Source organism: Parazoarcus communis (assembly GCF_003111665.1).
GTDB lineage: Bacteria > Pseudomonadota > Gammaproteobacteria > Burkholderiales > Rhodocyclaceae > Parazoarcus > Parazoarcus communis_B.
This window is the reverse complement of record NZ_CP022188.1, coordinates 4072917-4086007: the sequence shown is the minus strand read 5'-3', so window position 1 is coordinate 4086007 and position 13091 is coordinate 4072917. Positions and strand designations below refer to the sequence as shown.

At 63.6% G+C, this 13091-nt stretch carries 12 protein-coding genes; 4 read left to right on the top strand and 8 right to left on the bottom strand.

All coding sequences use genetic code 11. From position 1 onward, the window contains the following. Window positions 1-71: 71 nt before the first annotated feature. The 6 genes from CEW87_RS18610 to CEW87_RS18585 all read right to left on the bottom strand — a co-directional run bounded on the left by CEW87_RS18610 (window position 72) and on the right by CEW87_RS18585 (window position 6936). Window positions 72-716 carry a 3'-5' exonuclease gene (locus CEW87_RS18610; RefSeq protein WP_108975388.1) on the bottom strand — a complete coding sequence of 215 codons (645 nt, stop codon included), beginning with the start codon at window positions 714-716 and terminating at the stop codon, window positions 72-74. Then, window positions 713-2611: a DUF294 nucleotidyltransferase-like domain-containing protein gene (locus CEW87_RS18605; RefSeq protein WP_108975386.1), complete on the bottom strand. Its 1899-nt coding sequence runs from the start codon at window positions 2609-2611 to the stop codon at window positions 713-715. Before CEW87_RS18605 ends, CEW87_RS18610 begins: the two co-directional genes overlap by 4 nt. A 101-nt stretch (window positions 2612-2712) precedes the next feature. Then, on the bottom strand, window positions 2713-4302 hold the full coding sequence (locus CEW87_RS18600) for a methyl-accepting chemotaxis protein (protein ID WP_108975384.1): 1590 nt from the start codon (window positions 4300-4302) through the stop codon (window positions 2713-2715). Window positions 4303-4560: 258 nt separating this feature from the next. Further along, window positions 4561-5988 (bottom strand): PhoH family protein, encoded by a 1428-nt coding sequence (locus tag CEW87_RS18595; protein WP_108948516.1) that lies wholly within the window; start codon window positions 5986-5988, stop codon window positions 4561-4563. 22 nt (window positions 5989-6010) lie between these two features. Then, window positions 6011-6466 carry a peroxiredoxin gene (locus CEW87_RS18590; RefSeq protein ID WP_108948515.1) on the bottom strand — a complete coding sequence of 152 codons (456 nt, stop codon included), beginning with the start codon at window positions 6464-6466 and terminating at the stop codon, window positions 6011-6013. Window positions 6467-6555: 89 nt separating this feature from the next. After that, entirely contained in the window at window positions 6556-6936 is a 381-nt protein-coding gene (locus CEW87_RS18585) for an Mth938-like domain-containing protein (RefSeq protein ID WP_108975383.1), read from the bottom strand. 160 nt (window positions 6937-7096) lie between these two features. On the opposite strand from CEW87_RS18585, the gene CEW87_RS18580 reads away from it, so the two are divergent. From CEW87_RS18580 to CEW87_RS18565, 4 genes are all read left to right on the top strand, one after another. Further along, window positions 7097-8395, top strand: a complete 1299-nt coding sequence (locus CEW87_RS18580; RefSeq protein ID WP_108948513.1) for a pyridoxal phosphate-dependent aminotransferase — start codon at window positions 7097-7099, stop codon at window positions 8393-8395. A 44-nt stretch (window positions 8396-8439) separates the two neighbouring features. Further along, complete coding sequence (locus CEW87_RS18575; protein ID WP_108975381.1) at window positions 8440-9747, top strand: homoserine dehydrogenase; 1308 nt, start codon at window positions 8440-8442, stop codon at window positions 9745-9747. Between the two features lie 96 nt (window positions 9748-9843). Further along, window positions 9844-10533 carry a VIT1/CCC1 transporter family protein gene (locus CEW87_RS18570; protein ID WP_108948511.1) on the top strand — a complete coding sequence of 230 codons (690 nt, stop codon included), beginning with the start codon at window positions 9844-9846 and terminating at the stop codon, window positions 10531-10533. Window positions 10534-10615: 82 nt separating this feature from the next. After that, window positions 10616-11614: an alpha/beta hydrolase gene (locus CEW87_RS18565; protein WP_108975380.1), complete on the top strand. Its 999-nt coding sequence runs from the start codon at window positions 10616-10618 to the stop codon at window positions 11612-11614. 9 nt (window positions 11615-11623) lie between these two features. On the opposite strand, the gene CEW87_RS18560 is transcribed toward CEW87_RS18565, so the two are convergent. Together CEW87_RS18560 and CEW87_RS18555 are read right to left on the bottom strand one after the other, a co-directional pair. Further along, window positions 11624-11911: a hypothetical protein gene (locus CEW87_RS18560; RefSeq protein WP_159098210.1), complete on the bottom strand. Its 288-nt coding sequence runs from the start codon at window positions 11909-11911 to the stop codon at window positions 11624-11626. 134 nt (window positions 11912-12045) lie between these two features. Continuing rightward, on the bottom strand, window positions 12046-13065 hold the full coding sequence (locus CEW87_RS18555; protein ID WP_108975378.1) for a zinc-binding alcohol dehydrogenase family protein: 1020 nt from the start codon (window positions 13063-13065) through the stop codon (window positions 12046-12048). Between the last annotated feature and the right edge of the window lie 26 nt (window positions 13066-13091).

Here is a 13091-nt window from a genome sequence, read left to right as displayed (position 1 = left end):
TGTAAACCGCGAAGATGACGCAAGACTACCCGGTGGCCCGAACCGGCACGATGAACGCGTGCTGCAGTGCGTCAGGTGTGGCGCTGCAGCTGGCGTCGCGCCCGCTCCATCTCGACCAGCGCACGTGGCGTACTGACGCCTTGTGCCAGCGCACGGGCCTGCGCGGCAAGCATGAGCTGGGCAATCACGAATGCGTCGCCGAGCGCATGATGGCGCTGGAAGGTTTCGATGTCGAAGGCTTCCATCCAGTCGGCAAGCCGCGCGTTGCGGTTGATCCGGTCGGGGAAGAGCGTCGGCAGCAGAATGAAGAGATCGAGCCAGATCAGCTCCGGAACGAAGCCGAGGTGGGTGTCGAAGGCGCGCTCGAGCATGCTGCGGTTGAATCCCGCATTGAAGACCACCAGCGGTTCCTTGCCTGCAAACCTGAGCAACTCGGCCAGTGTTGCCGCGGGGTGTGGTTCCAGGGCCGCGTAGAAGCTGTCGTCGGGGGTGAGGATGCCTTCGTTGAGACCGATCGCGGCAACCGACAGCAGGGTGTCGTGATCGAGGTTGAGACCGCTCGCCTCGGTATTGACGATGGTGTATCTCGCTTCGAAATGCGGGCGGTTTGGGTCGCAGGCGGGGAGGGCTTTCCAGTCCGCTATGGTCTGCAGGACGTTGGTGTCGGGGCTTGTGGCGCCGTCGCGGCCGCCCATGAGTTTGGCCAGCCAGTTCATAGCTGGTAATCCAGTTTGAGGCGCAATTGCAGCTTGCGTGCCTGGCGGAAGGCTTCCTTAAGGATGCGACGGTCGAGTTCGTTAAGCGTCTCGGGGTTCACCTTGTTGTCGGTGACGTCGTCGTGCTCGGTATCGAGATGCTGCGAGCGCAGGCGCAGAAGCTGGATGAAGTGAAAGCCGTCGATGATGGCCGACACTTCTTCGTTGGGCACGCCCATCTTGACCGCTGCCCGTCGCAGGCGCTGGACCGTGCTGCTCGATTCGGCGCCGGTGCGCAGTGCAAGGATGCGGGCGACGTCGACGAAGAGGCGTGCGCCGGACTTCTTCAGGTCGATCATGCCGTCATCGTCGAGCACGAAGTCGCGGATGCGGCCCAGTGGCGGCACGACCTGCAGCGCATTGCTTGCCATCATGCGCTGGAAGGTGGCGTTCGATTTTGCGCTCTTGTTGAGCCAGGCGCGCAGGTGGTCGCCCAGCCGTTCGTTGCCGTAGAGGACGCGGAAGTCGAAAAAAATGGACGCATTGAGCAGGGCTTGCGGATCGGGCTCGCGAATCCAGCTGCCGAAACGGCTGCGCCATTCGTCCAGCGTGAGGCACAGGTCGGGGTTGCTCGCCATGATGTTGCCCTTGCACAGCGGGAAACCGCAGGCGGCAAGATTGTCATTGACCTCGCGCGCAAACTTGACCAGCCGGACCCGCAGTTTCTCGAGCTCCTGCAGTTCGGGGCAGACCCAGATGATGCCGTTATCCTGGTCGGTCGACAGCGTCTGCTCATGTCGCCCCTCGGAGCCGAAGGACAGCCACGCGAAATCAATGCCGTACAGGTCGTGATGTTCAAGTGCGAGGCTGATGATGCGGCGCGTCAGCGCATCGTTGAGCGCGGAGATGAACTGCGTGAGCTGTTCGGCGCCGATGCCCTGGGCGATCAGGTTCAGCGCCAGCTGACGGATGTCCTGGCTTGCGCGTTGCAGTGCCTTGGCGTCGGTTGCACTCTCGATGCCGGCGCGGATCTGACGCAGGCTGATGCGTTGCAGGGAGAACAGATCGCGTTCCGACACCACGCCTTGCAGCCTGCCATCGGCGTCGATGACCAGCAGGTGGCGAACGCCGTGGGTCGCCATCGCGAGGGCGGCATCATAGGCCGAAGCCGTGCTGAGCAGCTCGTGCGGGTTGGCGGTCATGACCTCGCTGATCGGGAGGGACAGGTCTACGCCAGGCAGCAGCAAGCGTGGCAGAAGGTCGCTCTGGGTGAGCACCCCGAGCGGACGCTGCTCGGCATCGGCGATGACCATGCAGCCGATGTGAAGCTCTGCCATCTTTTCCAGTGCTTCACGAGTGCTGCAATCCGGGCCGACGAAGACCGGCTCCTGCTTGACCAGCTGGGCCAGCGGCGTGGTCATGGTCTGCTGTTCTGCCGCACGCTGCGAGAAGGTGGTCTGGAGCTGCTGTCGCGACTGGTTGAGCAGACTGGCAATGTACTGGGTGCAGAAGAGATGGAAGACCGGGCTCATCTGCATCAGCTGCATGAAGTCGTCGGCGGTGATCTGGAAGCAGAAGCTGTCTTCGACCGCCACGTAGGCGTTGGTCGAGGGCCGGCTGGCCGAAATGGCGCCGATCGGGAAGCACTCGCCGGGGCCCATCGACATGCTGGCGTATTCGGTGACCACGGTTGCGCCGGTCTGACGCGACTGCACCTTGCCGCGCTGGATGATGTAGAAGTGCCTCGCCTGCCCCATTTCCGGGGTCAGAATCTCGCTGCCGCGCGCATGGAAAGCCAGCGCAGCCCGTTGCGCCAGAAACGCCAGCGCTTCCGGCTCCATCCGGTTGAAGGGGGAGAAGCGCTTCAGGAAGTCAGAGCTGGCGCCGACCAGCATGTCGGGGGCTGTAACAGTCATGGCCTGTGAATCAGATATCAATCGACGGATTATAGGCTTTGACCCGGCACCCCGGGACTGATCTGCGACAAGCCCGGGTGCCTGAGCGGATTGCGAGCGCCTCAGATCCGCTGTTCGAAGTGCGCCACCAGCAGTTTGAGCTCGCGCGCAGTGTCTTCCAGGCCTGCCGCAGCCGCTTCGACGTCGGCCACCGTGCCGAGATTGCGCTCGGTGATTCCGCTCATGCGCTCCATGATGCCGGCGACGTCGGTCGACGCCTGTTGCTGTTGCGACAGCATGTGCTTCACGTCCTCGGCATTCGATGACACGGCGGTGTTGGCAATCGAGATCTGCTCGAGTTCGCCGGCAAGCGTCTGAATCGCCTCGACGCTGCGACTCACGCCGGACTGAAGGCCGGCCATGCTCTCGGTGACGCTGGACTCACGCTCCGCGATCTCGGTCACCAGGCGGGCAATATCTTCGGTGCTGCGCTGGGTCTGACCGGCCAGTTCGGTGACTTCGCCCGCCACCACCGCAAAGCCGCGGCCCTGCTCGCCTGCACGGGCGGCCTCGATCGCCGCATTGAGTGCGAGCAGGTTGGTGCGCTTGGCAATGCCGCTGATGGCCTCGGCAACCGCCCCGATCTTCTTCACTGAGGCACCCAGCGCCGCCATCATGCGCTGGTTCTCCTCGACGGCGGACACCACGAGGCGCGTGTTCTCGGCTGCCAGCGACATGTTGCGTTGCCCGTCCTGCGTGATCTTCAGCGCCTGACTGGCCTGTTTGGCGCTGTCTTCGGTTGCGCTGGCGATTTCGCCTACCGATACCGCAAGCTGCTCCATCGCCGCGGCGGAGGACGACACCTGATCCGCCTGATCGGACGAGCCCTGATGCAGTTTGTTGGCGCCCCGATGCAGCACGCTTGCTTCCGCTGAAGTGTCGCTGGCGGATGCAACCACATCGCCGATCAGGGCGCGCAGGCTCACCTGCATCGAACGCAGGGCCGAGCGCAGATCGCGGACTTCGCGGCAGCCGGCGTCGGCGACCTCGGCCTTGAGATTGCCTTCGGCAATCTGGCGGAACAGGCCGAGCATGTTCTTCAGCGGCGTGACCACGGCTGCCTTGATCGACATCCACAGCGCGAGAGCGAGCACCGCCTGAACGCCCAGCAGCGCAAACCCCACCCATCCGTCCACGAAGGCCTGAGCCGCGGCCAGTGCAAGGATCAGCGCGAGGCCGACAGCACTTGTTGCGCCGAGCGACACGCCTCCACCGATGGCGGTCGGCTGCAGTGTCTGGCGGCCTTCACTGACCGCACGGTAGAGGGCTTCCGCTTCGCTTCGTGCCTGCTGAGTGGGCGCGCTGCGTACCGACATGTAGCCGATGTGCCGGCCGTCATCGGTTACCGGGGTGATGTAGGCGTCCACCCAGTAGAAGCCCCCGGACTTGGTCCTGTTTTTCACCATTCCGCGCCATGGCGCACCCGCTGCGATGGTTCGCCAGAGGTCGGCGAACGCAGCCCTGGGCATGTCGGGATGACGAACGATATTGTGGTTCGAGCCGATGAGCTCGTCGCGGCTGTACTCGCTGATCTGGACGAAGGCCGGATTGGCGTAGGTGATGACACCCTTGAGATCGGTCTTGGTGACGATGGGGCGTCGCGGGTCGAGAAAGGATTCCTTCCCCGTTGCTCTGGTGTTCGTAGTGCTCATGGGGCGCGCTTCCGTATTGGCGGAGGGCCCGGCAACCCATGCCCGGCCGGGGCCTGGCAGCAGTTGTCGGGCGGGAATGTCTGGTTAACGGCGTGATGCCGGCAAAACTTGAATTTTCAACGGGACAGCATCCCGCAAGGGCGCTGTCGATGAGCGTCCGTGTGCGTAACAAGGACGCAAAACGGAACCGGGGTCACCCGGGCCTGAGCGCCTTCGCGCCCGGCCCGGGTGACCCCGGGTTGTGCCTTACCGGCTGACTTAGAGCACTTCTGCGGCGTGGTCGGCGAGGCGGGAGCGTTCGCCGCGCTGCAGGGTGATGTGGCCCGAATGCAACCAGCCCTTGAAACGATCGACCGCAAACGTGAGGCCGGACGAGCCTTCGGTGAGGTAGGGCGTGTCGATCTGGGCGACGTTGCCCAGGCAGACCACCTTGGTGCCCGGACCGGCGCGGGTGATCAGGGTCTTCATCTGCTTGGGCGTCAGGTTCTGCGCTTCATCGATGATCAGGAACTTGTTGATGAAGGTGCGCCCGCGCATGAAGTTCAGGCTCTTGATCTTGATCCGGCTGCGGATCAGGTCACGTGTTGCGGCGCGACCCCAGTCCCCACCTTCGCCCGTCGTGCCGTTGAGCACGTCAAGGTTGTCCTCGAGCGCGCCCATCCACGGCGCCATCTTCTCTTCCTCGGTGCCGGGCAGAAAGCCGATGTCCTCGCCCACCGGCACGGTGACCCGGGTCATGATGATCTCGGAGTAACGCTTGGTCTCGAGCACCTGGGTCAGACCTGCTGCCAGCGTCAGCAGCGTCTTGCCCGTGCCGGCCTGGCCGAGCAGGGTGACGAAATCGATCTCGGGGTTCATCAGCAGGTTGAGGGCGAAATTCTGCTCACGGTTGCGCGAGGTAATCCCCCAGATGTTGTTCTTCTGGTGGCTGTAGTCGGTGAGGGTTTCCAGCACCACGACGCGACCGCTTTGCTCCTTCACCAGCGTTTCGAGCGGTGTTTCGCCATCCTGGTAAAGGAACTCGTTGACCTGCAGGTCTGCAGTCAGCGGGCCCTGCAGGCGGTAGTAGGTGTGGCCGTCGTTCTTCCACGACTCCATGCCCTTGGCGTGGGTCTCCCAGAAGTCCGCGGGCAGTTCGCGCGTGCCGGTGTAGAGGAGATCGGTATCCTCGAGCACCTTGTCGTTGAAGTAGTCCTGCGCCTCAAGGCCGAGCGCGCGGGCCTTGATCCGCATGTTGATGTCCTTGGACACCAGGATCACGCCACGGCCCGGTTCCTTTTCGGCCAGGAACATGACGACAGCCAAGATCTGGTTGTCGCCCTTGGCCGTGGGCAGCGCTGCCGGCAGGGTGACATTGATCGCTTCGGTCTGCAGGAAGAGCTTGCCGGTCGCGAGGTCGCGCGACGGGCCCTTGAGCTCGATCCCCGCCTCGATGCCGTCGGGCGAGGCGGTGACGATCTCGTCCATCATGCGACTGGCCTGGCGGGCGTTGCGCGCGACTTCGGACATGCCCTTCTTGTTGTTGTCGAGCTCTTCGAGCGTCATGATCGGCACGTAGATGTCGTGCTCTTCAAAACGGTAGAGGCTGGTCGGGTCGTGCATCAGCACGTTGGTGTCGAGGACGAAGAGTTTGGTCTTCGGGGCGGCGCGGCGGCGGGTCGTCTTTTTCGTAGTGGCAGCTGGCATTTTCGAGGACCTTTGGGCGGGATCAGAGCGACTGGACAAAAGCGAGGACTTCCTCTGCATGGCCGGGTACCTTGACCCCGCGCCACTCGCGCGCCACCGAGCCGTCGGTGGAGAGCACGAAGGTGCTGCGCTGAATGCCGCGCACCTGCTTGCCATACATGTTTTTCATCTTGATCACGTCGAAGATGGTGCAGGCGGTTTCGTCGGCGTCCGAGATCAGCTCGAACGGCAGTTCGAGCTTGGCCTTGAAGTTTTCGTGTGACTTCAGACTGTCCCGGGAAATGCCGAACACTTCACAACCGGCCGCCGCAAACGCTGCGTGCAGCGCGCCGAAGTCCCGCGTTTCGTTGGTGCAGCCGGGCGTGTTGTCCTTAGGATAAAAGTACAGCACGACTTTCTTTCCGCGCAAAGCCGACAAGCTCACAGTCTGGCCACTGGTGGCGGGAAGACTGAAATCGGCGGGGGGGATTGCTGTCATTGCGTCTCCTGTCGTGGGTGTTGGCGCAGCGTACCGGACAGAGGGTATTCATGACAATTACCGCAAGATGACTGGGCGTCGCCTCAGGCTTACTGTGCAGGGTCGAAGAGCAGGGCGGCTGCCACCGAACGCCCCTCGCCGACGAGGACGTTGTAGGTGCGGCACGCAGCGGGCAAATCCATGATTTCGAAGCCAATCCGGGCGTCGATGAGCGGGCGCAGCAGGGCGGGCGACGGGAAGCGCTGGCGGGTGCCGGTGCCGATGAGCACGATTTCCACGTCCACCGAGCAGACCTGAGCGAGATCGTCGGCACTGAGCCCGGCAAAGCCGCCCGGCGCCCAGTCGGCGACGATGCGCTCGGCGGTGAGGATCAGGTTGCCATCGTGGCGGACCTTGTTGATCAGGACATGGTCTGCACCGTAGCCGGTCACGGTGTTGATGCTGTCAGGCTGGTCTTGATGTAGCTTCATGGCTTTACATTCGAGAAGTAGGTCGGGGCAAATTGCCGCGCCGGGGCGGCGGGGCTAAGATAGCAACCTTTTCTCCATTTGCGCGAGCAGGACTTTCCTGTCACAGGTGGCGAACCGGCGCTCCGCGGTATTCCGGGGGCAGACATAAAGGACGAAGGACATGAAAGCGGCAACGACTTTGAATCTGGCAACGGCACCCACGGAACCTGTGCTCCGGGCCGAGGCCGCCGCCGCGCGTCCGATTCGCAAGTCTGCCAAGCTCGCCGACGTCTGTTACGACATCCGCGGGCCGGTGCTCGTTCGCGCCAAGCAGATGGAAGACGAAGGTCTCAAGATCATCAAGCTGAACATCGGCAATCTGGCCGCGTTCGGCTTCGACTCGCCCGAAGAAATCCAGATGGACATGATCCGCAACCTGCCCAATTCGGCAGGCTATTCGGATTCGAAGGGCATCTTCGCTGCGCGCAAGGCAGTGATGCACTACACGCAGCAGAAGAACATCAAGAATGTAGGAATCGAGGATATCTACATCGGCAACGGCGTCTCCGAGCTCATCGTCATGGCGATGAATGCGCTGCTCAACGCCGGTGACGAGGTGCTGGTTCCAGCCCCCGATTACCCGCTGTGGACCGCTGCGGTGAGTCTGTCCGGCGGCAAGCCGGTGCACTACATGTGCGACGAGGCCGCAGGCTGGCTGCCCGACATCGAAGACATGCGCGCCCGGATCACCCCCAATACGCGGGCGATCGTGGTCATCAACCCGAACAACCCGACCGGCGCGGTGTATCCGGATTCGGTGCTGAAGCAGATCGTCGCGCTCGCACGCGAACACGACCTGATCCTGTACTCGGACGAGGTGTACGACAAGGTGCTGTACGACGGCATCGAACACACTTCGCTGGCTGCGCTGTCCGAAGACGTGCTCACCATCATCTTCAACGGCCTGTCGAAGAACTACCGCTCCTGCGGCTATCGCGCCGGCTGGATGGTGGTGTGTGGTGACAAGCGTCATGCACAGGATTACATCGAAGGCCTCAACATGCTGGCCTCGATGCGACTGTGTGCCAACGTTCCCGGGCAGTACGCCATCCAGACTGCGCTCGGCGGCTATCAGAGCATCAACGACCTCGTGGCCGAAGGCGGGCGCATGCGCCGTCAGCGTGACCTCGCTTGGGAGCTGATCAACGCCATCCCGGGGGTGAGCTGCGTCAAGCCGCAGGCCACGCTCTACATGTTCCCGAAGCTCGATCCGAAGGTCTATCCGATCGTCGACGATCAGGCCTTCATCGCCGAACTGCTTGAGGAAGAGCGCGTGCTGCTGGTGCAGGGCACCGGCTTCAACTGGCCGCAACCGGACCACTTCCGCCTCGTCTTCCTGCCGCATGAAGACGACCTGCGCGACGCAGTCGGGCGCATTGCCCGCTTCCTCGAAAACTATCGCAAACGTCACGGCACCTGAGCCGTGGTGTTCCAATTCTTCAACGACCAACACGGAAGCACTGAATGAAACCGATCAACGTGGGCCTGCTGGGCATCGGTACCGTCGGCGGCGGCACCTTTACCGTCCTCAAACGCAACGAAGAGGAAATTACCCGTCGCGCAGGTCGGCCGATTCGTATTACCACGGTGGCGGACAAGAACCTCGTTCTCGCGCGCGAAGTCGCGGGTGACGACGTCAAGCTGACCGACGACGCCTTCTCCGTGGTTACCGACCCCGAAATCGACATCGTCATCGAGCTGATCGGTGGCTATGGTGTGGCGCGCGAACTCGTGCTCAAGGCCATCGAAAACGGCAAGCATGTGGTCACGGCCAACAAGGCGCTGCTCGCCGTGCATGGCAACGAGATCTTCGCCGCAGCCCAGGAAAAGGGCGTGATGGTGGCGTTCGAGGCCGCAGTGGCCGGTGGCATCCCCATCATCAAGGCACTGCGCGAAGGTCTGTCGGCCAACCGCATCCAGTGGCTGGCGGGCATCATCAACGGCACCACCAACTTCATCCTGTCCGAGATGCGCGACCGCGGGCTGCCGTTTGCCGAAGTGCTCAAGGAAGCGCAGGCGCTGGGCTACGCCGAAGCCGACCCCACCTTCGACATCGAAGGCGTCGACGCCGCGCACAAGGCCACCATCATGAGCGCCATTGCATTCGGTATCCCGATGCAGTTCGACAAGGCGCACATCGAGGGCATCACCAAGCTCGAGTCGATTGACATCAGCTACGCCGAACAACTCGGCTATCGCATCAAGCTGCTCGGCATTGCCAAGAAGCGTGACGATGGCGTCGAGCTGCGCGTGCATCCGACCCTGATCCCCGAGAAGCGTCTGATCGCCAACGTCGAAGGCCCGATGAACGCAGTGCTGGTGCAGGGCGATGCCGTTGGCGCCACCCTGTATTACGGCAAGGGCGCCGGCGCCGAGCCGACCGCTTCGGCCGTGATCGCCGACCTGGTCGATGTCACCCGCCTGCACACCGCCGATCCCGAGCACCGTGTACCGCATCTGGCCTTCCAGCCCGATCAGGTGCAGGATCTTTCGGTGCTGCCGATCGACGAGATCATCACCTCCTACTACCTGCGCATGCGGGTCGAGGACCAGCCGGGCGTGCTGGCCGACATCACCCGTATTCTGGCCGACAGCGACATCTCGATCGACGCGATGATCCAGAAGGAACCGGCCGAGGGCGAGTCGCAGACCGACATCATCATGCTCACGCATCAGACGGTGGAGAAGAACGCCAACGCCGCCATTGCCCGCATCGAGGCTCTGGACGTTGTCGAAGGCAAGGTCACCCGACTTCGTCTCGAAACGCTCTGATCTGAGTCCCAGAACCGCGCCCCAGGGCGCGGTTCTGCTTTCTGGCGCCACTTTTTCTGACGGCATGCGGTCCATGCCGTGCGTGGAGCGACCCGCATGCGACATGTAGAGAAGCATCACACCCAACGCATCGGCTGGCTTCGAGCGGCGGTGCTCGGTGCCAACGACGGCATCGTGTCCACCTCCAGCCTCATCCTCGGCGTGGCAGCGGCAGAGGCGTCCTCCTCCAGCATCCTGATTGCAGGTGTGGCCGGCATGGTCGCCGGGGCGATGTCGATGGCCGCAGGTGAATACGTTTCGGTGAGCTCGCAGTCCGACACCGAACGGGCCGACATCGAGCGCGAGCGCAGGGAGCTCCTCGCTGACCCCGAGCACGAGCTGATGGAGCTGACCTCCATCTACGTCGGGCGTGGGCTCGATCGCGAGCTTGCGGGGCAGGTCGCCGCCCAGCTGATGACCCATGATGCGCTCGGCGCCCATGCACGCGACGAACTCGGCATCTCGGATACGGTCACGGCGCGGCCGGTTCAGGCGGCGCTGTCTTCCGCCGCAGCGTTCTCGGTCGGGGCGGCGCTGCCGCTGCTCGTGGTGTTGCTGGTGCCGGTGTCGGCGCTGATGTGGTCGGTATCAGGCAGTTCGCTTCTTTTTCTTGCCCTGCTCGGGGCGCTTGCGGCCAATGCGGGCGGGGCGCCGGTTCTCACCTCAGTCATCCGCGTCGGTTTCTGGGGCGCACTCGCCATGGCGCTGACCGCCGGGGTCGGTGCCCTGTTCGGCGTCATGGTCTGATCCTGCCCGGCGGAGCACGGCGGCCGGGTTCATCGCCGTCCGGCAGGTCCGGACGTGCTGCCGACGCTGGAGACCTCACCGAATGAACGTGTTGCTTATCACCTTGCTTGTCAGTGCATGCATCGTGGTCTCGCTTGCGGGGCTGGCGATCGCCTTCGGCGGTCCTGCCGAGCCGCGTCCGATGGACAGCATCGGTGCGCCGTTCAAGGCGGTGGATTACTCGGGCTTGCCTGATCTGCAGCGCTATCGGGCGCGCGACGGCAGCGCGCTCGCGTATCGCACCTACATGTCTGGCGAACACGACCGCAAGGGCAGCGTGGTGCTGGTGCACGGCTCCTCTGCGAGCAGTCAGAGCATGCATGTGATGGCGAGCGCCTTTGCTGCGGCCGGCTATGTTGCCTGTGCGCTCGATGTGCGGGGCCACGGCGAGTCCGGTAACAAGGGCCGGATCGACTATGTGGGACAGCTTGAAGACGACCTCGAGGATTTCGTGCGCGTGGTCGCGCCGCCGCAACCGGTGACGCTGGCGGGCTTTTCTTCGGGGGGCGGCTTTGTGCTGCGTGTTGCGGGAAGCCCGCTCAGGGCGCTGTTTTCCGGCTACCTGCTGCTGTCGCCCTTCATCAGCCAGGACGCGCGCAGTCAACGCCCCAACAGTGGTGGCTGGGTCAGCGTCGGGCTGCCCCGATACATTGCGCTCGGGGTACTGAATGCTGCCGGGGTGCGTGCGTTCAATGCGCTTCCCGTCACCCGCTTCGCGCTGGACGAGGCGTCGAAGGCGCAGCTCACGGCGTCCTACAGTTTTCCGCTCGCACAGAATTTTCGTCCGCAGCAGGACTATCGCGCCAACATCCGTAATACGGCGGATGTGCCGCTCTCTGTGCTGGCAGGTGAAAACGACGAGGCCTTCCATGCCGACCGCTTTGCCGAAGTGTTTAGCAGCGCGGGCAGGGACGTGCCGGTGGTGCTGATACCCGGCCTCGGTCACATTGCGCTGACGCTTGACCCGGTTGCGGTCAAGGCCGCCGTGAATGCGGTGGACTCCATGACCGCAAGCGCCCCGGTCGCGCGCGAGGCCGGCTGAGCCGCCGCTTCAGGCGGACGGTTTGGGGCAGTGGCTGGTGACCCGCTCCATTTCGTGTGTCGCGAGTCCGACACTGGTTGTGGCGTTGCCCTCGCCGGTGCTCCACCACATCGACACCCAGGCGCGGCCGTCCGCATCGAAGCGTTCGATCTCGCAGATCGCGCCCAGCATGAATTCGAACATCTCGCGTTCATCGTCGTCGATGTCGGAATCCATGCTGATGCTGAGAATGCGAACCTCATCGCCGATCTGGACAGGGTTTCCGTGCTTGTCGGTACGGCTGGCAAGTGCCTGCATGATGCGCTCCATTTGGTCGCGAGGGCGCAGACGCCTGCACCCCTCCCGTGACCCGGAAAGCAGGATGAGTGCCAGATCGATGCCTTGCAGCCGTCGAACCGGCGAGCCGGTCAGGTCCGCGTTCGGGCCATCGTTTAGCCGGTGAAGCCCTCGAGCACGATCTTTCCACGTGCCTTGCCGGACTCGAGCAGCGCATGTGCCCGTTTCAGGTTGGCGGCGTTGATGCTGCCGAAGTGTTCGGCGGCCGTGCTGCGGATCGTGCCGGCGTCGACCAGACGGGCCATTTCGTCGAGCAGGCGGTGCTGGGCGATCATGTCCTCGGTGCCAAACATCGAGCGCGTGAACATCAGTTCCCAGTGCAGCGACACGCTCTTGCGCTTGAGCAGGCGGACGTCGATGGGCTCAGGGTCGTCGATGAGACCGAACTTGCCCTGCGGCGCGATGGCTTCGACGATGTGCGGGAAATGCTGGTCGGTCTTGGTCAGGCTGACGACGTGGGTCACCTGGTCAATGCCGATGCGCTTGAGCTCTTCGGCGAGCGGACGGGTGTGATTGATGACGTGATGCGCCCCCAGTTCGCGCACCCAGGCCTCGGTCTCGGGCCGCGATGCGGTGCCGATCACCGTGGCGCCGGTGAGACGACGGGCGAGCTGGGTCATGATCGAACCGACGCCACCAGACGCGCCAATGATCAGCAGACGCTCGTTGGTCGGCGTGGTGTCGGCCTTCAGGCGCAGACGGTCGAAAAGCATCTCCCACGCCGTGATCGAGGTCAGCGGCAGGGCTGCGGCCTGCGCGAAATCGAGCGATGCGGGCATGTGACCGACAATGCGCTCGTCCACCAGGTGGAGTTCGGCATTGGTGCCCGGACGGGTGATGTCGCCGGCGTACCAGACGCGGTCACCGACCTTGAACTGCGTTACGTCAGGACCTGCTGCACGCACAACCCCGGTGGCATCCCAGCCCAGCACTTTCCATCCACCGGCCTCTGCGCTGGCGTTGGCCCGGACCTTGGTATCCACCGGATTGACCGAAATGGCCTTGACCTCGACCAGCAGATCGCGACCGGTGGCAACGGGTTCGGGCAGGACGACATCCTGCAGGCCGTTTTCATCGGCGATCGGGTGGGCGTTCTGATAGGCGATGGCTTTCATGCTGATTCCTTCTTCGTGATCGGTGC

What these genes read in the sequence shown, in the direction of transcription:
- CEW87_RS18610 (WP_108975388.1), bottom strand. Translation starts at nt 716, where the DNA reads ATGAACTGGCTGGCCAAACTCATGGGCGGCCGCGACGGCGCCACAAGC.
- CEW87_RS18605 (WP_108975386.1), bottom strand. Translation starts at nt 2,611, where the DNA reads ATGACTGTTACAGCCCCCGACATGCTGGTCGGCGCCAGCTCTGACTTC.
- CEW87_RS18600 (WP_108975384.1), bottom strand. Translation starts at nt 4,302, where the DNA reads ATGAGCACTACGAACACCAGAGCAACGGGGAAGGAATCCTTTCTCGAC.
- CEW87_RS18595 (WP_108948516.1), bottom strand. Translation starts at nt 5,988, where the DNA reads ATGCCAGCTGCCACTACGAAAAAGACGACCCGCCGCCGCGCCGCCCCG.
- CEW87_RS18590 (WP_108948515.1), bottom strand. Translation starts at nt 6,466, where the DNA reads ATGACAGCAATCCCCCCCGCCGATTTCAGTCTTCCCGCCACCAGTGGC.
- CEW87_RS18585 (WP_108975383.1), bottom strand. Translation starts at nt 6,936, where the DNA reads ATGAAGCTACATCAAGACCAGCCTGACAGCATCAACACCGTGACCGGC.
- CEW87_RS18580 (WP_108948513.1), top strand. Translation starts at nt 7,097, where the DNA reads ATGAAAGCGGCAACGACTTTGAATCTGGCAACGGCACCCACGGAACCT.
- CEW87_RS18575 (WP_108975381.1), top strand. Translation starts at nt 8,440, where the DNA reads ATGAAACCGATCAACGTGGGCCTGCTGGGCATCGGTACCGTCGGCGGC.
- CEW87_RS18570 (WP_108948511.1), top strand. Translation starts at nt 9,844, where the DNA reads ATGCGACATGTAGAGAAGCATCACACCCAACGCATCGGCTGGCTTCGA.
- CEW87_RS18565 (WP_108975380.1), top strand. Translation starts at nt 10,616, where the DNA reads ATGAACGTGTTGCTTATCACCTTGCTTGTCAGTGCATGCATCGTGGTC.
- CEW87_RS18560 (WP_159098210.1), bottom strand. Translation starts at nt 11,911, where the DNA reads ATGCAGGCACTTGCCAGCCGTACCGACAAGCACGGAAACCCTGTCCAG.
- CEW87_RS18555 (WP_108975378.1), bottom strand. Translation starts at nt 13,065, where the DNA reads ATGAAAGCCATCGCCTATCAGAACGCCCACCCGATCGCCGATGAAAAC.